Origin of the sequence: Phyllobacterium myrsinacearum (assembly GCF_014138285.1) — a bacterium.
Taxonomy (GTDB): Bacteria; Pseudomonadota; Alphaproteobacteria; order Rhizobiales; family Rhizobiaceae; genus Phyllobacterium; species Phyllobacterium myrsinacearum_A.
The window spans coordinates 1-19,788 of record NZ_JACGXN010000013.1; the positions used below are offsets into that span (position 1 = coordinate 1).

General features: G+C 55.2%; 19 protein-coding genes. 3 read left to right on the plus strand and 16 right to left on the minus strand.

The window, feature by feature from the left end; genetic code table 11:
* Positions 1-159 precede the first annotated feature (159 nt).
* From FHW16_RS24100 to FHW16_RS29115, 8 genes are all read right to left on the minus strand, one after another.
* Positions 160-630: a YbaK/EbsC family protein gene (locus tag FHW16_RS24100; protein WP_182551841.1), complete on the minus strand. Its 471-nt coding sequence runs from the start codon at positions 628-630 to the stop codon at positions 160-162.
* Positions 627-1,436, minus strand: a complete 810-nt coding sequence (locus FHW16_RS24105) for an MBL fold metallo-hydrolase (protein ID WP_182551842.1) — start codon at positions 1,434-1,436, stop codon at positions 627-629. Before FHW16_RS24105 ends, FHW16_RS24100 begins: the two co-directional genes overlap by 4 nt.
* Positions 1,429-2,217 carry a TatD family hydrolase gene (locus FHW16_RS24110; protein ID WP_182551843.1) on the minus strand — a complete coding sequence of 263 codons (789 nt, stop codon included), beginning with the start codon at positions 2,215-2,217 and terminating at the stop codon, positions 1,429-1,431. The genes FHW16_RS24105 and FHW16_RS24110 overlap by 8 nt, the downstream gene beginning before the upstream one ends.
* An 18-nt stretch (positions 2,218-2,235) precedes the next feature.
* The gene (metG, locus tag FHW16_RS24115; protein WP_182551844.1) at positions 2,236-3,786 is read right to left on the minus strand and encodes a methionine--tRNA ligase; all 1,551 of its coding nucleotides are present in this window, start codon (positions 3,784-3,786) and stop codon (positions 2,236-2,238) included.
* Between the two features lie 149 nt (positions 3,787-3,935).
* Positions 3,936-4,994, minus strand: coding sequence for a DNA polymerase III subunit delta' (locus FHW16_RS24120; RefSeq protein ID WP_182551845.1), 1,059 nt, complete (start codon positions 4,992-4,994; stop codon positions 3,936-3,938).
* Positions 4,991-5,665 (minus strand): dTMP kinase, encoded by a 675-nt coding sequence (tmk, locus tag FHW16_RS24125; protein WP_182551846.1) that lies wholly within the window; start codon positions 5,663-5,665, stop codon positions 4,991-4,993. Before tmk ends, FHW16_RS24120 begins: the two co-directional genes overlap by 4 nt.
* Before the next feature lie 88 nt (positions 5,666-5,753).
* The gene (locus FHW16_RS24130) at positions 5,754-6,911 is read right to left on the minus strand and encodes a D-alanyl-D-alanine carboxypeptidase family protein (protein WP_182551953.1); all 1,158 of its coding nucleotides are present in this window, start codon (positions 6,909-6,911) and stop codon (positions 5,754-5,756) included.
* 40 nt (positions 6,912-6,951) lie between these two features.
* Positions 6,952-8,220 carry a septal ring lytic transglycosylase RlpA family protein gene (locus FHW16_RS29115; RefSeq protein WP_182551847.1) on the minus strand — a complete coding sequence of 423 codons (1,269 nt, stop codon included), beginning with the start codon at positions 8,218-8,220 and terminating at the stop codon, positions 6,952-6,954.
* A gap of 359 nt (positions 8,221-8,579) precedes the next feature.
* Between FHW16_RS29115 and FHW16_RS24140 the strand changes: the two genes are divergently transcribed.
* The gene (locus FHW16_RS24140) at positions 8,580-8,741 is read left to right on the plus strand and encodes a hypothetical protein (protein WP_182551848.1); all 162 of its coding nucleotides are present in this window, start codon (positions 8,580-8,582) and stop codon (positions 8,739-8,741) included.
* A 632-nt stretch (positions 8,742-9,373) separates the two neighbouring features.
* The gene (locus FHW16_RS24145; protein WP_182551849.1) at positions 9,374-10,363 is read left to right on the plus strand and encodes a Bug family tripartite tricarboxylate transporter substrate binding protein; all 990 of its coding nucleotides are present in this window, start codon (positions 9,374-9,376) and stop codon (positions 10,361-10,363) included.
* Between the two features lie 114 nt (positions 10,364-10,477).
* On the opposite strand, the gene FHW16_RS24150 is transcribed toward FHW16_RS24145, so the two are convergent.
* The 4 genes from FHW16_RS24150 to FHW16_RS24165 all read right to left on the minus strand — a co-directional run bounded on the left by FHW16_RS24150 (position 10,478) and on the right by FHW16_RS24165 (position 14,394).
* Positions 10,478-12,538 carry an ATP-dependent helicase gene (locus FHW16_RS24150; RefSeq protein ID WP_182551850.1) on the minus strand — a complete coding sequence of 687 codons (2,061 nt, stop codon included), beginning with the start codon at positions 12,536-12,538 and terminating at the stop codon, positions 10,478-10,480.
* Between the two features lie 124 nt (positions 12,539-12,662).
* Complete coding sequence (locus FHW16_RS24155; RefSeq protein ID WP_182551851.1) at positions 12,663-13,115, minus strand: thiol-disulfide oxidoreductase DCC family protein; 453 nt, start codon at positions 13,113-13,115, stop codon at positions 12,663-12,665.
* A 155-nt stretch (positions 13,116-13,270) separates the two neighbouring features.
* A complete protein-coding gene (locus FHW16_RS24160) occupies positions 13,271-13,618 on the minus strand; it encodes a hypothetical protein (protein WP_182551852.1) in 348 nt (115 codons plus the stop codon).
* 29 nt (positions 13,619-13,647) lie between these two features.
* Positions 13,648-14,394 (minus strand): SDR family oxidoreductase, encoded by a 747-nt coding sequence (locus FHW16_RS24165; protein ID WP_182551853.1) that lies wholly within the window; start codon positions 14,392-14,394, stop codon positions 13,648-13,650.
* A 173-nt stretch (positions 14,395-14,567) separates the two neighbouring features.
* On the opposite strand from FHW16_RS24165, the gene FHW16_RS24170 reads away from it, so the two are divergent.
* Positions 14,568-15,482, plus strand: coding sequence for an AraC family transcriptional regulator (locus FHW16_RS24170; RefSeq protein ID WP_182551854.1), 915 nt, complete (start codon positions 14,568-14,570; stop codon positions 15,480-15,482).
* Positions 15,483-15,536: 54 nt separating this feature from the next.
* On the opposite strand, the gene FHW16_RS24175 is transcribed toward FHW16_RS24170, so the two are convergent.
* The 4 genes from FHW16_RS24175 to FHW16_RS24190 are packed head-to-tail and all read right to left on the minus strand — an operon-like array spanning position 15,537 to position 19,701.
* Positions 15,537-16,565, minus strand: coding sequence for an Ldh family oxidoreductase (locus tag FHW16_RS24175; protein ID WP_182551855.1), 1,029 nt, complete (start codon positions 16,563-16,565; stop codon positions 15,537-15,539).
* Positions 16,566-16,608: 43 nt separating this feature from the next.
* The gene (locus FHW16_RS24180) at positions 16,609-17,793 is read right to left on the minus strand and encodes a mandelate racemase/muconate lactonizing enzyme family protein (protein ID WP_182551856.1); all 1,185 of its coding nucleotides are present in this window, start codon (positions 17,791-17,793) and stop codon (positions 16,609-16,611) included.
* Position 17,794: 1 nt separating this feature from the next.
* A complete protein-coding gene (locus tag FHW16_RS24185; protein WP_182551857.1) occupies positions 17,795-18,901 on the minus strand; it encodes an enolase C-terminal domain-like protein in 1,107 nt (368 codons plus the stop codon).
* Between the two features lie 56 nt (positions 18,902-18,957).
* The gene (locus FHW16_RS24190; RefSeq protein ID WP_182551858.1) at positions 18,958-19,701 is read right to left on the minus strand and encodes a GntR family transcriptional regulator; all 744 of its coding nucleotides are present in this window, start codon (positions 19,699-19,701) and stop codon (positions 18,958-18,960) included.
* Between the last annotated feature and the right edge of the window lie 87 nt (positions 19,702-19,788).

Here is a 19,788-nt window from a genome sequence, read left to right on the forward strand (position 1 = left end):
GTCAATCTGGGAGTAGGTGCGTTCCACGGGCGGTTCCTTGCATTGGATAAACCATTGTTATCTATTGCAAGTCGCACTTCATCCTTGAACCCACCAGCAGCTATACCAAGATCGCATAAGATAGATTATGGAACTAGACTATACGCTGAAATGTGCCAATCAGCCCGTAATATCGGCTATTTCGGCTTTCGCCGCCTTCATCAAAGCTTGTGGCACTGCCGGGAAAACAAAGTTTGTGCCGCCTGCTGCAGCCCACACGACATCGAACTGCATCAGCGTTTCATCTGCATAGGCTTTGATGTCGATCAGATGCCCCAACGGTGATACGCCGCCGATGGCAAACCCCGTTTCCTTGCGGATGTGTTTTGGATCTGCTCGATGCAGTGTTTCTCCTGTAAGCAGCGCAGCTTTGGCAAGATCAAGTTGGCGCGGTCCAGAAACCAGAAACAGGTAGAGCTGCTGTGTATCAGTCCCTTGAAAAATAAGTGATTTGACGATCTGTGCGACTGTAACACCGCATTGAACGGCCGCATCTTCCGCCGTATGGGTTGAATCGGCCATCTGACGGATTTCAATTTCTAGCCCAGCCGCATGGGCAGCCTGACGAACGCGTTCGACACTCTTGCTCATGCTTCCACCTCAAAGGACAAGCCGTCGAAGGCCGGTTCGACATGCTCTGGTGTATCGCGCAGGACAGTTCCATAATCCAATGGCACATGCATATGGGTCAAAATGGCTCGACGCGGCTTGAGCTTTCCGATCCACTCCATTGATTCATCGAGAGAAAAATGGCTCGGATGCGGACGGTACTGAAGAGCATCAATCACAAGAATATCGAGATCATTCAGTTGCGTCGCTGTCGTATCCGGGAACGCGCTGACATCGGAACAATAGGCCACGTCGCCAATGCGGAAGGCCAATGACAGGATATCACCATGCACTTGCGGCAACGGCAACAAGCGGATGGAACCGCCCGCGCCATCGATTTCAAAAGCCTGGTGGTGGATAATTTCATGCGGCCGCAGGATCGGCGGATAGCTTGAACCATCCGGTGTCTTGAAACAGTATCCGAAACCTTCGACAAGCCTGCGCTGCGTCGCCAGATCCGCATAGATGTCCATCAGACTGCGCCGGTCAATGACGAAGGTTCTGAGATCATCAAGACCGTGAATATGATCGGCGTGTGCGTGCGTATAGACCACCGCGTCAAGGCGACCGGAACCGAAATCGATCATCTGGGAGCGGAAATCCGGTCCCGTATCGATAATCACAGTGGTGACACCGCCGTGCTCGGCAATGCGCTCCACCAGCATGGAAGCCCGGCGTCGGCGGTTTTTCGGATTCTCCGGATCGCAGTTGCCCCAGTCACCATTGATGCGGGGCACGCCCGGAGACGAGCCGCAGCCGAGAATGGTAAAGCGCAAGCGATCAGGCATGGGCAGGCCTTGGCATCTTGGTGAACAGGCGGAACACGTTATCGGTGGTCAATGTGCCGATTTCCTCGACGCTGACACCAATGGTATCCGCTAGAACGGCGGCAGTATGCGTGACAAAGCTCGGCTCGTTACGCTTTCCACGATGCGGCATGGGCGCGAGATAAGGCGCATCCGTCTCGACCAGAAGCCGGTCGCGTGGGACATTCTTGGCAATCTCTCGAATCTCAGGTGAATTCTTGAACGTCAGAATGCCTGAAAAAGAGATGTATCCGCCGAGCTCGACACCGATGCGAGCCAGTTCAGCGCCCGAGGAAAAACAGTGGAGAATAAAAGGGAAGGCCCCCTTCCCTGATTCTTCGCGCAAGATCGAAATCATGTCCTCATCGGCGCTGCGGGCATGAATGACCAGCGGCAAACCGGTGACACGGGCGGCAGCAATATGGGTACGAAAGCCCTGCTGCTGCGCTTCCGGTGGCGCATAATCATAGTGATAGTCGAGCCCGGCTTCGCCGATCGCAACCACCTTTGGATGCTCAGCCAGTTTTATCAGATCATCGGCGGTAACGTCGAGTTCCTCATGCGCATTGTTTGGATGGGTGCCGACTGATGCATAAACGCTCTCATACCGCTCGGCGATACCGATAATGCCGTCAAACTTGCGCACGCGCGTGCAGATGGTGACAAGCCGCACGACGCCAAGGTCCAGCGCCCGCTGAACGATGGCATCGCGCTCTTCGGCAAAATCCGGAAAATCCAGATGGCAATGGCTGTCGACAAGCATGGAAAATCCGGTTCCTGATCAGGCTTCTTTGTCAGTCTCGACGTAGCGCGGGAAAATCGGCTGCGGCGCGGGCAAATCCGCACCGGGCACGAGTTCACTGCCGCCGAGCAGGTCGGAAAAATTCCGCTTGTCAGCAGGCACCGCCAGAACATCAAGCAGCTTTGCTGCTGATCCCGGAATGAACGGCTGGCAGAGAATACCAACACGCCGGATAACCTCGGCCGTCACGTAAAGAACGGTTTCCATCCGTGCCGGATCGGTCTTTTTCAGCGCCCATGGCTCCTGTGATGCAAAATACCGGTTGGCTTCGGCCACCACGGCAAAGATCGCTCCGAGCGCCAGATGCATGGCCTGTGTACCCACAGCCTTGCGGGCTGTCTCCAGCGCTGCAACCGCCTGATCGAGGATTGCCTTGTCGACATCCGTCAATGCGCCGGGCTGCGGAACTTTGGCTTCGCAGTTCTTGTTGATCATCGATAGCGACCGCTGCGCCAGATTGCCAAGATCGTTGGCAAGATCCGCATTGGTGCGGTTGACAATGGCCTCGTGGCTGTAATTGCCGTCCTGGCCAAAAGGCACTTCACGCAACAGGAAATAGCGAACCTGATCTAGACCATAATGTTCAACCAGTGAGAACGGATCGATGACGTTGCCAACCGATTTCGACATTTTCTCACCGCGGTTGAAAACAAAACCGTGGCCAAACACGCGCTTTGGTAGTTCTATCCCCGCAGACAACAGGAAAGCCGGCCAGTAGACGGCGTGGAAGCGGATGATGTCCTTGCCGATGATGTGCACGTCGGCCGGCCAATAGCGCCAGCGATCGGCTTTCTCGTCGGGATAGCCAACAGCCGTGAGGTAGTTGGTCAGGGCGTCGACCCAGACATACATGACGTGCTTTTCATCGCCGGGAACAGGAATGCCCCAGTCGAAGGTTGTGCGGGATACCGAGAGGTCTTTTAGTCCCGATTTGACGAAGGACACAACCTCGTTGCGGCGCTCATCCGGCCCGATAAAACCCGGATTGTCCGCATAAAGCTTGAGAAGACGATCCTGATAGGCGGACAGACGAAAGAAATAGCTTTCCTCTTCCAGCCATTCTACCGGGGAACCCTGAGGGCCGTAGCGAACACCATCTGCACGCACTTCCGTCTCATCTTCCTGATAGTAGGCTTCGTCGCGCACGGAATACCAGCCGGAATAAGAATCCTTGTAGATATCCCCCGCTTCGACCATTTTCTGCCAGATCGCCTGCGATGACTTGTAGTGTCGCTCCTCGGTGGTGCGGATAAAATCATCATAGGATGCATTCAGGGCGTGCCCCATATCCCGGAAAAGCTTGGCATTTCTATCGGCGAGCTCGCGGGGTGTGATGCCTTCCTTGCGCGCTGTCTGATGCATCTTGATGCCATGTTCGTCCGTTCCGCTGAGGAAGAAAACATCCTTGCCGTCATGACGGTTGAAACGGGCGATCGCATCGGTTGCGATCAGCTCGTAAGCATGACCGATATGCGGGCTGCCGTTCGGATAGGAAATGGCTGTAGTGATGTAAAATGTTTCGCGGCTCATACGTAACCTGATTTGCTTCGGATTTTGTATCTTGGGAAGGCGTAGGCTGACATAACCCATGTCCGGCCCGATTGCTATACCGGTCGTAAACTCATGATCTGATTGAAATAATATTCCACGGTCACGGGATATGCGCAGGAAACGGCCGATCAACGTGCAAGAAGTGCGCGATGCAGCCTGTCCAGAAAGATAAGAACGGATTGCTTGCGATCAAGATTGAAGGCATCGGCCTCCCGAGCTTCGCTCTGCATCTCTTGCCAGAGCGTCGACCAGTGATTGGCTTCAACTATGGCACCCTTCTCCGCAGCTTCCCGCGCCCTGGCCGCCACCCGCGAGAATATGTCCTCAAGGAAGAGATCAAACTGAATCTCGGAATCCCGGCCTGACAGGGCTGTTCCAAGCGCCTGCGCTTTCGGCACGTCAAACACCGGTTTGGTCAGAATGGCGTCGATGGTCTGTGATATTTCAAGTCCGCCAAAAACCATGAGCAACGCCGCCTTGCGTACGCTACCATCCGCATGGGCCACAAGCGCTTCAGTGTCCGAAAGTTGATCCGCGCCGAGACCGATCGTTGCGAGCGCCGAAAGGAGGTTATCGCGATCCAGTCCTTCAAACCGGATGGACTGGCAGCGGGAACGGATCGTGGGCAGTAAACGACCTGATGAATGCGAGATCAGAATGAACAATGTTCGTTGTGGTGGTTCTTCAAGAGTCTTCAGTAACGCATTGGCTGCATTGCGATTCATGTCATCTGCTGGGTCTACAATAACGATGCGCCAAGCGCCGTCATGCGCGGTGCGATTGAGAAAATGCGTCACACGGCGAATCTCGTCAACAGTGATTCCGGTCTTGAATTTTCCTGTCTTGGCATCAAGCGGCCGGCTTATGTGCAGGATGGCCAGATGCGTGCCCATAGCAATCTGCCGGTAGGGTACTACGGCAAAATCAGGCTTTGCGAGCTCCAGCGGGGCATCATTCTGGACGGGATGCTTGAGCATGTGCCCGGCGAGGTGAAACGCCAGCGTGGTCTTGCCTACGCCCTGCGGGCCTTCCAGCAGCAGCGCGTGGTGCATATGGCCGGACTGGTAGGCCTGCGCCAGGAACAAACGCACGGCGGCATGGCCGAACAGATCGGGATTGGCTGATGGCGCCGGGATGCCGTCAATGGAATCATGAGTTGCGGGAACGTCGAGAACAGCGTCGCTCATGGTGCCGTTCCTGCCTTGGATTTTGCCTTGATGGCCCTGCTTGCTTTCAACCGGTCGGCAAGCTCGGCAATATCGGCAGCGATCTCATCTACGGGTCTGTCGGCTGCAACGACCTTGCAGCGGGCGGGCTCGGCCTTGGCGATAGCCAGATAGGCGTCCCGCCGCTTGCGGTGCATGTCGATCGTCTCCTTCTCGAAGCGGTCGGCAGTCCCTGCCCCGCGGCGTGCATTGGCGCGTTGCAGACCGGTTTCAGCGGGCAGGTCAAGAATGATGGTCAGGTCAGGCATCAATCCGTTGATTGCCGCGCGCTCGATCGCGCGCATCAGCCCGGTATCAAGATCGCCTGTAACCCCCTGATAAACCCGGCTGGAATCGATGTAACGGTCACAGAGAACCATGCTGCCCGTGTTGAGCGCCTGGCGGATGACCTGTTCGACATGATCATTGCGAGCGGCGGCAAACAGAATGGCTTCCATAGCGGGACCGAACGGCTCGGCAGCGCCGCTCAGAATAACATGGCGCACCGCCTCCGCACCGGATGAGCCACCCGGCTCGCGTGTCACCAGCACATCGTCGCCGGCCGCGCGCATATGCTCTGCCAGACGGGTGATCTGGGTTGATTTACCGGCGCCCTCGCCGCCTTCAAAGGTAATGAACAGTCCCTGTTGCACGCCGTCAGCCGTCTTTCGATAAAGAGTCGCTCTTGATCTTTAGGTGGTTCTAACGGGCGAGACGGAAAAGGTCGAGCCGTGAAAAGCGTTAAAGCTTCAGGTGTCGGGTCCAGCCTGTTGTCAACTCAAGCACCGCGTCCATTGTCCGCTTTTGCAGATCGCCGGTCTCGACAGCTTCTCCAGTATAGACGGGTGTCTCCTGCGCCAGAGCGTCCCCGATCCAGATGCGCAGCATGCCGACCTGCTCGTCAGCCTTCAACGGCGCGATCAATGGCCCCTTATATTCCACATGGGCTTTCAGTCGATCCTTGTTGGCGGTCGGTACCAGGAGACTGATCTTTTCATGGGCTTTCAGTGCAACACTGGATTTGACGCCGCCAAACACACTGGCTTCGCCAACGGTTTCACCTTCGGCAAAGATGCTGATTTCCTCAAATGCGCTGTAGGCCCACTCAAATATCTTCTTGGCTTCTTCCGCCCGTTCCCTGTCTGACGCAAGGCCACTGAGCGCGACGATATAGCGGCGGCCGTTGTGCTCGGCCGAACCAACGAGACCATAGCCGGACTGTTCAGTATAGCCGGTGCCCATACCATCCGCGCCAATGTCGAGCCGTAACAGCGGATTGCGGTTGCGTTGGAAAATATTGTTCCAGGTAAAGCTCTCCTGCGCATAGGTGCGGTAATATTCGGGATACTCGTGCTTGATGTATCGAGCCAAGGTGACAAGGTCTGTCAGCGATACCTTCTGCTGGGGATCAGGCAGTCCGGTTGAATTGCGAAAGGTCGAATCCTTCAGGCCAATTTCCTTTGCCCGTTCATTCATCATCTCGGCGAATTTTTGCTCCGAACCAGCAATGCCCTCGGCCAGAATGATGCAACCATCATTGGCGGACTGCACGATGACGCCTTGAATGAGATCGCCGACACTGATTGACGATTTGAGTTTGGCAAACATGGTGGAACCACCGGAAGGTGCCCCGCCCGTCCGCCAGGCGTTCTCGCTGACCGTATACTGCGTATCGATTTTTATGTTGCCGGTCTTGAGCTGATGAAAGACCAGTTCCATGGTCATCAACTTGGCCAGTGCCGCGGGTTCGATCAGTGTGTCTGGCGCTTTCGCATACAGGATCGTGCCAGTCTGATCCTCCAGCATCAACGCCTGCTTGGCTTTGGTGTCGAACAGCGCATCCTGTGCATGGGCAGGTCCGTAGGCTGCCAATGTCAAGACCAGGCTTGCGGCAAGCATACGGAATGGCTGTTTCAGAAATAACCTATGATGCCGGAAATCAGTTGCCGTCATCGCGTACAACAAACGCATCACCTGCCCCGGCGTTCCAGGCGGCCTGCAGCAAGGCATCGGTATTCTTCCCGGCATTGGCGCGCGCAACCAGCGCAATGCGGGGACCATCCGGACTGTTGACCTCGGAGAGCGCAACCTTACCCAGAGACGAAAGCGCATTCACGACGCGGCCGGCTTGTGCCTTGTCGGCAAAAAGACCCACGTCGACATATTCACCCGCTGGCGCAGCAGCTTCACGCAGCGTGTTCTCATTTTTCCAGGCATCCGAGATGGCCTTCGGTGAGATAAGGCTGTTCATGGCGACGGCAGTCTCATTGGCACTCGCGACACGCTCATTCGCATAGGAGCTGACAAAGGGGGACGCAGGCTTGGTGTTGCCCTTGAGCGATCCAAGCAGAACTGCAGGCTTGTCATCAATATAGGGGCCGATCAGCGGCAGAACCGGCTGAATATCATAGCCGAAAGGCATTTCACCGCCGGACATCGCGCTCATCTGCGGCTGTGCGGGCGCGCCGAGATTGGTCGCCTGATCATCAAACGAGACTGGCTGTGTGCTCAGACTTGCCACCTGAACGCCTTGCACGCGTGACGGTTGCATTCCCGGAATCGCAACGGCATTGCGCTGGGTGGGGGTCGAGCCATTCATGGCGATCATAGTGCCTGAATCCGGCTGCCCCAAAGGATTACGCATACCGGGACCACGGTAGGATGCCAGAAGGAACGCATCATCACGTCCTTCAAGCGGTGCCCGGCCAACATATTCGACTTTCACATCGGCAGTGCCCGTATGCTGATAATCCAACATCGTTGCCGCTTTTTGGGAAAGATCTATAACGCGATTGCTGTGATACGGCCCGCGATCATTGACACGCACAATCACCGAAGTGCCATTGGCAAGATTTGTGACGCGCGCATAGCTCGGCAGTGGCATGGTTGGATGAGCTGCTGACAGATGGTTCATGTCATAGACTTCACCGTTGGCCGTCAGACGGCCATGAAAAGCCGAACCGTACCATGATGCTAGCCCCTGCCTTTTATAGCCGGGTTCTTCCTTGGGATAATACCACTTGCCACGGACCTGATAGGGGCGACCAAGCTGATCGCGACCGCCACCGCGCGGCATGTTGCGAAAATCCGTCACTACACGCGGACTGGCTTTGACGCCATACTCGGACTCGGCGAAATATTCCTTGCCGTGCGTACGCTTTCCTACTTTTACCTTGGGCGATGCGCAGGCGGCCATCAAGGCGCCCATGGCAACAACTCCCGCAATTCGAAAAGCTTTGGCTTTTGACAATGCAAACCACCGGCTGGACGCCGTCCCCACACTTATTACGCATCGATAACAGACAAGAATGTCAGCGCAACCCCAGAACCCATCATGGAATATTGCACCAGATCTATAACTCGCACCGATAGGTTGACAGCACCTTAACAGAACAAGCTGATATTGCTGGCATCGGGAGACTTTGGTTAACAAGATATGATCGAACAATCACTTTTTATGTGCTTTCGATTCAATGGCTGTATTGCTGTGGATAGCGCGGCTCATCCATCTTATCTCTGAACTTCAGAAGTTAAGTTTGATAAAGTAAACAAGGAAGGGTCGTTATAATGTCGAGGCGTCTTCCATTTATGTTGTGTACCCTGATCCTGATCGCCGGTTGCACGACATCAGGCAAGGTTAGCCCGCTGATCTATTGCGACAATCCTGCTGATATCCACGCGCGGGTTTTTACCAGCTGCACACAGCCGATTGGCAAAGAATCGCGCTAGAAGTTTATAACCCGCCGCCTATCTTGACCGGCGGACTGAAACTCGTTTCCCCAACATCGATGCGGTACGAAAGAGCTAGAGCAAGTTTTGTTTGTTCCGAGCCAGTTCTGTTTCTCGGATGGCGAGACAATCCGCTAGGAAGGTGGCAAGGCCGATGTTTATTCATCGGACGAATCTGCCTGTGGATAATGCGCGATCTGATCTCAAATTAAGAGAGTGATATTCCCGACAAGAAGTAGGTAAGCAAAGCAGCGACAATTACGCCGCAGACAAATATAGCCAGATACCAGCCATATGAGTTGTGCGTTGGCCAGGCATCTTCGTCATCCTCGTCAAAATCGTCAATCATTGCCCTGCCCTTTTTGAGTGGGCCCGGCCAATCGGAAGCTGCACACTTCTTGTCGACCGAGCCCTGCCAACGGGGTTTCGCCAGCCTTCTTGAACCCCGGGCAGCAAAGAAAGTTCCAATTTGACCAAGAGGCCTTGGGCAGAAGCGATTGTACGCTGGCAGGACAAAGCCGCAAGGAATGCCGATCTTCGAATGACGTGATGAAATGCCTCCAGCTTCCGTCTGTCGCCATCGCGTGCTTTAATGCGGCGGGAACATAATATCGACATCAGGAGGAAAACGAATGTCACTATCTGCGATCACCCGGCGTGCTAGCCTCGCCCTCGGCATTTCAATATTATCGGCAGTTACTTTCGGTGGACTGGCGCAGGCACAGACCTTCCCGGATCGCGTTGTGACGATGGTTGTGCCTTTTGCTGCGGGCGGATCAACGGACGTTGTTGCACGCGTGATCGCAAACAAGATGTCAGACCTGCTCGGCCAGCAGGTGATTGTTCAAAATATTGGCGGTGGAGGTGGCAGTCTCGGCGCCGGCAATGTTGCGCGCGCCGATCCGGATGGCTACACGATCCTCATGGGTACTGTTGCAACGCACGCATTGAACCCGCTGATCCTGAAAACCAAACCATATGATGCCGAAAAGGACTTTGCTCCGATTTCGTTGCTGGTCATTGTGCCCAATGTTCTCGTGGTCAATCCCGAGTTGCCTGCAAAATCCGTGCAGGAATTGGTCGATCTGCTGAAAGCCAATCCGGACAAGTACAGTTATGCGTCATCCGGCAATGGCACGCCGTTGCATTTGTCGGGCGAGTTGTTCAAGAAGATGGCTGGCGTATCAATGCAGCATATCCCTTACAAGGGCGCGGGTCCGGCACTGAACGACGTCATCGGCAACCAGGTGCCGATTATGTTCGACAATCTCCCTTCATCGTCGTCGCATATGAAGGGCGGCACGCTGCGTGCACTGGGTGTAACCACCAAGGAAAGAGCAGCATCTTTCCCCGATGTGCCCACGATCGGAGAGACAATTCCCGGCTACGAGACCTATACCTGGAATGCGTTGTTCGCACCGGCGGGAACCCCGCCGGAAGTGATTGCCAAGCTGAACGAGTCGGCCAACAAGGCGATGAAGGATCCTGCCGTGATCGAACGCATGAAAGAGTTCAGCGCAACCATCGTCGGATCTACCCCCGATGAATTGGCGTCGCATGTAAAGGCGGAGATTGCCAAGTGGACCCCCGTCGTCAAAGACGCCAACGTCCAGATGGATTGATTTTGACGGACGCAAATGACGGGCGCGAATGTGCGCCCGTTTCCCGGCAGGGTCGCACAATCGAACTATGCTGAAGACATCAAAGCCCAGTGCCAATATCTCAATTGACGACAGCTAACCCCACATACCTCTCATCCGGGCAGCAATATCAACGCGCACATTCCGCGCTTCAGCTTGTTTGGACGTTTCCTGCCGTACCTTGGGCCACGTCGTGCATTCAAAATACTGAAGAAGTGTTGCCGGAATGAACCGCGTGCGGGAGGCGTAGATATGCCGGTCTCCTTGCGAGTTCTGCCCATGCGTAAAGAAGCGTTGCGGGACAACGAGATGCAAGTCATCCTTGGCTCGGGTCATGGCAACATAGAGTAACCTTCTCTCCTCCTCGAGCTCGGGTGTTGATCCAGCCCCGAGATCGGACGGCATGCAACCATCAACGACATTCAGCACGTAGACAGACTTCCATTCCTGCCCTTTGGCTGAATGGATCGTGGACAAAATCAGATAATCCTCATCGAGCAGAGGAACACCGGATTGATCGCTCGTGGCATCTGGGGGATCGAGCGTGAGCTCGGTCAGAAAGCGTTCCCGGGATGGGTAACCGGCCGCGATTTGTTGAAGCTGCAGAAGATCAGCCTGGCGCATCGAAGCATCGTCGTGAATCCGGTCCAGATGGGGTTCGTACCAAATGCGAATTTGTTCCAGTTCGGCTGGCCACCCCTCTTTTCGGCCATGGATACCCTGAAGCATCTGCACAAAAGCTGGCCAGTCCTCACCGGCCCGCGCAGGCGCCGGAATCTCAGACAGAGATTTTATGGGATCAGAACACGCCGCCATCTTGTCGAGAACACTTTGGGCAGATGCGGGACCCACACCCGGCAGAAGCTGCATCAATCGAAAGCCTGCCACGCGGTCTCTCGGATTTTGGACAAAACGCAGTGTCGCCAGAAGATCCTTGATGTGGCTGCTGTCGAGAAACTTCAACCCACCAAATTTGACAAAGGGAATGTTCCGGCGCGTCAACTCCACTTCGAGTGCACCACTATGACTGGATGTTCGGAAAAGCACGGCCTGCTGTTTCAGCAATGCGCCATTCTCCCGCCTGTCCAATACCTGTTCAACGACGTAGCGCGCCTGTTCGCTCTCATCGCGGACGGTAACCAATTGCGGTCGATCGGCGGATTTTCGCTCCGTCCAGAGGTTCTTGGTGAAACGCTGTGATGCCAGATCAATAACGGCATTTGCAGCCGTCAGAATTGGTTGCGTTGAGCGATAGTTGCGATCAAGTGTGATAATATCTGCCGCCGGTGTAAAAGATGCGGGAAAGTCTAGAATGTTGCGGATGGTTGCCGACCTGAAGGAATAGATGGATTGCGCATCGTCGCCGACGACCGTCAGTCCCCTGCCCATCGGCTTCAACGCCAAAAGAATGGAGGACTGCAAACGGTTGGTATCCTGATACTCGTCGACCATCACGTGATCGAACCGCGAACCGATGTCTTCCGCCAGCAGAGGATCGGTGACAGTCTGGCACCAATAGAGCAACAGATCATCATAATCGAGAACGTTCTGCAATTGCTTCGCTTCGACATACCCCGCGAACAATTGGCGCAACTGTGTGTCCCATGTGGCGCACCATGGGAAGTTTTCTTTCAGGACCTCTTCGAGGGGTTTCTCGGAATTTATCGTTCGCGAATAAATGGCAAGGCATGTGCCTTTTGTAGGAAACCGGCTCTCCGTCTTGGAGAATCCGAGTTCATGGCGCACAAGATTCATGAGATCCGCCGAGTCTTCCCGGTCATGGATCGTGAAATTTCTGTCGAGAGATATCTGGTCGCAATATTCGCGCAAAAGGCGCGCGCCTATGCCGTGAAATGTCCCCGACCATTCCAGCGCATTACTGTACGCAGCGCCATTTGTACCCAGAACCTGATGACAGATGCGTTCAACGCGACGCGCCATTTCAGCCGCCGCCCGCCGGGAAAACGTCATCAGAAGAATACGTCGCGGATCCGTGCCATTGACAATCAAATGAGCCACGCGATGGGCAAGGGTATTCGTCTTTCCCGATCCCGCGCCTGCAATAATGAGCAACGGCCCGGCAATGCCCGCACCCCCTACCCCGTATTCAACGGCACTGCGCTGTGCATCATTCAACTTTTCGAGATAGGCAGCCATGGACTCTCCGAGCGCGCGAATCCCATGGGGAATCGCCAAGAACAGAGAGCGAACATACTATCAACCACAGAAGAATGAAAAGCGCCCTGTTTTAATTCGGCGAAATCGACAATCTGCATGTGGCTTAAAGCAAGCGGTCCCGATCGTCCGCTTCTGGCAGCCAGCATGTCTCATGCCTTCCAAAGAGAACATGACGGTGACGCGCTATGAGACGATACAGGGGATCGCGGATAAAACGCGGTACGACTTTTAAAACGCCCGCAAACCGCCATGGCCACCCCAGTCTGGCATAGATACCCAGAATCGCGTCTGAATTCCGCAGTAGGCTCTGCCGTTCAACAACAATCATTGTTTCCGGATCTGCAGGATCAATGCCATTACGCCGGTAGAGCGCCATACCAACAGGCCCTTGCATCGATGCCAGCCGAAAACGACGCTGATGATCATGGCGCATAACAAATTGGGCATTGGTGCAGCACATTACACAAAGTGCATCAAACACAATGATTGGTCCGCGTGAGATGATTTCCTCAAGCTCGGCTGGTGATGGAGGAGTGTCGGTTTTTGTTGCATCCATGGATATAGCCTTTTCCAATCAGGCCGAATATGGGAGGGCTCCCGTGCAGCTGCAATTATACGCAGCCGCATGTCACTTCTGGCAAGCGGTTATGAAACAGCGGCTCCAATCGACGGTTACCCGGCTCCCCGCTAGGTTTCATGACTTCGCGCTTCCTAGGTCCAGGCGACGCGTAAAGGATGTGTAGCTTTAGCTTGCCTTGCCGTCACGTGTTGCCGCACCTCGGCAATCTGCCAGACCACAGTTCGAAGATCGATCATCGCATGCACGGGCGAATCCCGCGTCTCACTGATGATCCGTCCTGCTGCGTCGCTGCCATTGGCAGCCGTATCCCAGATCAGCATGTCGAAGATCGCCCCATCCGCCAGCTCGGCGATGCGCCGCGATCGGAAGCCGGGCTGGCGGTTCAACCATTCATTGATACTGGTATTGGCAGCGACAAAATCCTTGGCGCTGTGATTATCGAGGAGTTTGAAGGTTGTAAGTTCTATTGCTTCAGTCATTGCAGGTCTCCTGAAAGACGGGGATGTCATTATCCCTGCGCCGTCGGTCTGACGATCATCTCATTGACATCGACATTATCGGGCTGACTGATGGCATAACCAATCGCCTCGGCAATGGCGGAAGCAGGGATGGACGACTGATCAAGCATGGCGTGTACGCCGGCCTTGAGTTGCGGATTACTGATCCCGTCGAACAGTTCGCTGCGTGTAAGGCCGGGGCTGATAACGGTCACACGCAGGTCCTTGCTCTCTTGCCGCAGACCTTCCGATAACGCACGTACTGCAAACTTGGTGGCACAATAGACTGCGGCGGTCGGATCGACCCGGTGTGCTGATGTTGATGCCACATTGACGATATGCCCCCTACCTTGCTCGCGCATGATAGGCAGGACGGCGGCAATGCCATGCAGTACCCCGCGCAAATTGACATCGATCATGGTGTTCCACTCATCGACCTTCAACTCCTGTACCAGAGACAGTGGCATGACACCGGCATTGTTTATCAGCACATCGATCCGGCCATAATGTTTCTGCGCGAACGCGGCAAACGCCATGACGCTGGCAAGATCAGTCACATCGAGTTCCCGGTGCAGTGCATCGCCACCCGCCGTCTGTATTTCTTGCGCAACCGCTGCGATCCGGTCTGCACGCCGCGCGCCGAGAACAACCCGGTGGCCGTTTGCCGCTAGATAGCGGGCTGTGGCCTCGCCGATGCCACTGCTGGCACCCGTGATCAGGACAACTTTTCTGGAAATTACTGATGAGGGATTTGTCATTGAATGCTCCGCGTTACAACTGGCGGAGTTATGAACTGAAGCGGACTTGCGGCGTTATCCACATCCTGCAATTTTTATAGACGATCCTGCAAATTCGCTTTCTGGCCATTGGTCAGTGTCGCAGGATCGGATATAGTTTACATAGCTTAATTGCTTAATTTTGCGGGATTTACATGACCCTATCTCTCAATCCATATCAGGAGATGGCATCCATCATTGCCCGTTTCGCCAAAACGGACGAAGAGCGTTCGACGGCAATAGACGGTCTGTTTTTCAGCCGGCGGTCATCCCCGACCCATTGCCTGCATACGGCACAATGGCCATGCTTTGCTCTTGTCGCGCAAGGAGCGAAGAGCCTCAAGCTCGGATCGGATGTCTATCGCTATGGCGTCGGCGACTTTCTCGTGGTTTCGATTGATCTTCCGGTGGTATCTCAGGTGACAGACGCGAGTATTGAAGAACCCAATCTTGGCATCGGCCTGCGGATAGATCCGGACCAGTTGAAAGCCGTGCTTGCCCGCCTCGGTTTAAACCAGCCGTCGGTTACTCCCGGCGACATGCGGGCTGTATCGGTCAACAAGGCGTCGCCGGACCTTCTGGATGCGGTGCTGCGGTTGTTACGGTTGCTGGAACGTCCGGAGGATATTCCGGCCGTAGCACCCCTGTTCGAGCAGGAGATACTTTACCGTCTTCTGACCGGACCATTCGGGCCGCAACTTGTCCAGATCGCAATGAGCGAGACCCCAGGCAACAGGATCGCTCAGGCAACGGCATGGCTGCGGGATAATTTCGCGCGGCCCTTGCGCATTGAAGAACTGGCTGGACGTGTCGGCATGAGCGTTTCATCGCTGCATCATCACTTCAAGGCTGTTACTGCGATGACGCCGATGCAATATCAGAAGCAGTTGCGCCTGCACGAAGCACGCCGTCTTATCCTGGTGGAGCACGTCGATGTTGGAACGGCGGGCTATAATGTTGGCTACCAAAGCCCGTCTCAATTCAGCAGGGAATACACGAGGCTCTACGGTGCGCCGCCGCTGAAAGATATCAATACGTTCAAGATTTCACAGCCTTTACCATCTGGATAATCGTTGTGCGGCACAGTTGCCGCGCGGCAGCAGAACCGATCAGACAGAGTGCGATCATTTCGGACTCATCGGCGAGCCCTGGCGCGCATATCGCTCCACTGTTGACACGACAGCAGCAGGTATCTCGATACCAGCCGTATGCTTTTTTCGCGCTTCAATACGGCGATCGCCGGGAAGGCGCACCCCTGGAGTTTCCTGGGCAGCGCCAAACATTTCCTCCAGCCGCGTCGAGAAATGATCACCCCCGAACAGCGCTGGATCAAGGGCGATAATCATCTGACCTGTACGCGGCGGGCCGCCTTCACAATCACCAAACGATGATGCCTCAAATGACCAGTGCGAACGTGTCAGTCCGGCCGCAAGAATATCAACCATCAGCGCTAGTCCGAAACCCTTGTAACCCCCAATGGGCAAGAGGCTTCCCTCCATCGCCGCCACCGCATCATTCGTTGGCATACCATTCGCGTCGATCGCCCAGCCATCGGGCAGAGCAACACCGCGATTATAAGCGTCAATCACCGCTACCTTGGCAACCACACTGGAGGATTGGTCGATGACAAGCGGTGCGCGACCCTGCCGCGGAACGCCAAAGGCCAAGGGGTTTGTGCCGAAGAATGGTGTTTTTCCACCAAATGGCGCTATGGATGGTGACGCATTGGCGACCATCAGGGCGACGAAACCCCGGGTGGCGAGTTCCTCAACGAAATAACCAAGCGAACCGCAGGCGTAAGAATTACCAACTGACAACGCAGCGATGCCGCATTCCCGCACAGCTTCGGCAAGGGGCTGCAATCCCAGGGCGATTGCAGGGTGAGCAAAACCGGTGCCTGCATCTATGTGGACAACAGCTGGCGCCTGCCTTTCAAGACGTGGCACGGCATGACCATCGACCTTGCCGCATGCCGCGTGGTCACAGTAGGTTGGCAGATAGGAAAGCCCAACAATAGCCTGCCCGTCCCGCTCTGCCACGGCGATGGATTGGGCAACAGACTTTGCATTTTCGCTTGCAACATTGGAAGCGACGAGGGCTTTTGTCGCCAAGGATTCGATTTCATCAAATGTCAGCGTTCTCATATCGGTCATGCGATCAACTTCCTTGGCGCGTTTACGTCAGCGCGATAATCATTCAGTTCAACGGCAAACGGCGATACGTCCCCGGCTTTGCCGGATCGTGGTATTTGTTCTTGGAGCCATTTTCGACATAATCACGATGACAGGCCGCCAAGCGGTCCCGATCCAGTGTAACGCCGAGGCCGGGGCCCTCCGGAACCGAAACAACGTTCCTCCGGGGTGAAAATGGCCCACCTTCGATCACATCAGTTGTCTGCATGCGAAACAGTGACTGGTTCGGCTCCCTGATCCAGCCGAATGCCGCACATAAATGCAGATAGGCGGCACTTCCGACGCCGGAGTCCCCGCTATAACACCAGAAATCGATACCCGCGTGTTCACAGGCGCCCAGGAAACGGATGAACCGGCCAATTCCACCGTGCACTGTTGGATTGCCAACGATTGCATCGGGAACCTTCAATTCCATGGCCCGGGCAATATCGATATTATGCGTGGAGAACGGTATCAGGCAGTGGCGCCGCAGTTCGCGCATTTCTTCGATTGTTGCAACTGGGTCCTCCCAGTTGCGTACATTCAATTCCTCCAGCGGTCGCACCAACTGCCGTGCCGTCGTAAGCGAATAGGCCTGATTGGAGTCGATGCGCAGCATCACATCTTCACCGAGCTTCCTGCGGATCAGCTCGAGTATCCGCAGTGACACCTTCGGGTTCTCCGTCGAAAACTTGCCTTCGAAAAACGTCGTGCCGTAGGTTTCATTCAGTTCAACGCAATAGTCGGCGACTTCTTCAGGGGATTTTTCACCTGATTTTCGCGGACCGTCTCCGCGCAGTGAAAAATAGTCTGTGAACGGTATTTCCTTGCGTACTGCGCCGCCGAGCAACTGATAGAGCGGCTGATTCCAGGCCTTGCCGCGCAAATCCCAGAGCGCCATTTCAATCGCACCGAACGCCATGATCCGGTTGCGGTCATTGATGCTCTGCACCCCGGTCCAGAACGGTAGGCAGACATTTTCAGCACCGGCAACATCGAAGGCATCGCGTCCGATGAGTCTCGATGCCAGCACATCATTGATGATTGCGGCTACCGCTGCACTTGGCGCTTCGCCGAGGCCGGTCAAGCCGTCATCCGTCTCAATTTCCACAATGGTCGGAGAAAAACCGTCCAGTTCGCCAAACACCCAGATATACGGAGCTTCAAGCGTCAGGTTGATTGGTGTGGCAGTAATACGGCGTATTTTCATACTAATGGCTCGTCTCGAAAAATGGAGTGCCAAGCAGTGCGAGATCGACGTCAATGCCAAGGCCCGGACCGTCGGGGATGCCCATCCGGCTGCCAATGACAGGCGGTGCATTGGTGGCTGTGCGGACAGTCACCCATTGGTGGAAGGCAATGGCATGCAATCGCCGTTCCTCGGGTGTCGAAAGTGAGAGGTGCGCCATGGCGGCGGTGTCGACTTCCGCTCCGCCTGTGTCTTCGACCGTGATCATGAAGCCGAGGTCAACCGCAATATCGCGGATCTGGCGCGTCTTGGTTACACCGCCAAGGCGGGAGATCTTCAAGGTCAGCCCGTCCGCAGCTCCCTTTCGGTGGATATCCAGCATCTCCTCGAGGGATGTAACGGACTCATCAAGAACCATAGGTTTATTGAGCGAACGCCGGACGGAAAGACAGTCATCGATGGACACACAAGGCTGTTCCAACGTGTAGTCAATTTCCCGCGTTGCATCGACGAACTGCCGTGCCTGATAGGTGGTCCATCCGGCATTGGCATCGCAAAAAATCACTGTGCCTTTGGGAACAGAGCCAGCGACTGCTGCAACCCGCTCAATATCGTCGTGAACCTTGCCGCCCACCTTCACCTGCAGACGATGAAAGCCCTCCGTGATAATTCGCCTGGCATTGGCGATCATCTCCTCGACCGAGCCATGCGTGACGACCTTGTACAGATCAGCCATATCGTTTTCCTGGCCTCCCAGCATCGTCACAAGCGGCACTTCGGCAGCACGGGCGGTAAGATCGGAGCACGCCATATCGAGTGCAGATTTGATATAGGGATGGCCTCTGAAAATCGTGTCCATCAGCCTGTTGATCCGGGTCAAGGCACGCGGATCCTCTCCCAGAAGATGCGGTGCGATTTCGACAATCCCTGCCCTTGCGCCCGCGGCAAAAGCTGCTGAATAGAAGCTTCCGAGAGGAGCCATTTCACCCCATCCGGTCAGGCCGGTGTTTGAGGTGATCGACACAAGGAGAGAATCGAACCCTTCTGCGCTGCGCCCCTTGGACATGTTGTAGCGGCCATCAACAAACGGCTGCATCACGCGATATGCTTTTATGGTTTTGATGTGCACGGCGTACGGAATCCTATGGCTGGAAGATGGGAAAGCAGCGGCAGTAAGAGGTGTTGTCAGTTATCCTGATCCGGATTTTTGTATTTCGTACGGTTTCGACCAGTTGATGCCTTGCGGCCGATACTCCGTTGTTCGAGGCTTCGCGCAAAGGCCACGAGTTCTTCGAAGTCGAGCGCAATATGCTCTCGCGCATGGCGTTGCGCGGCCTTCATGTCGGTGCCCTTGAGCAGATGCACATATTCCTCGTGAACATCGACGGACGGTACAGGTTCGTTGCGGGCGCGCTGATGCAAGGCGAAATACATCTGCAGACGGCTGGTCAGACGCTGCCACGCATCGAGCAACAGAGCATGATCAGCCCACTCGTGGATCAAACCATGCAACTGCAGCGCGGTTTCGATCTGCCTCGTTGTATCGATCTCCAGCGTTGCCTGTTTGACCGCATGGTGCCGCCGGTCCAGTTCGGCGTAGAACTGCTCGGTCCTGTTCGGCCAAGTTCTCTCAATTGCAAACTCATCGAGTACCTGGTTGAGCGAGTACGCTTCCTCGATATCCTTGGCAGTCACTTCGATAACGAAGGTTCCGGCATAAGGAATACTGGTGAGAATGCCCTCTTGAACCAGTTCGCGCATTGCTTCGCGCAGCGGTGCACGACTGACGCGCATCTGTTCCGAAATGCGGAGCTCGTTGAGTTTCTGGCCAGGTTCCAGTCTGCCCGTCAGAATCGCCCGCTTAAGCAGAGTGACAATCTCCGCCCGGCGCGTCGTATCAATGATCGGATCAAATTCAGCGTCATTCATCGCACGACTCCTATGCAGATTTACAGAAAATCAGATTGTCGACAATATTGCAATACTTGCATTTAGGCATACTGATTAAACGCTGGC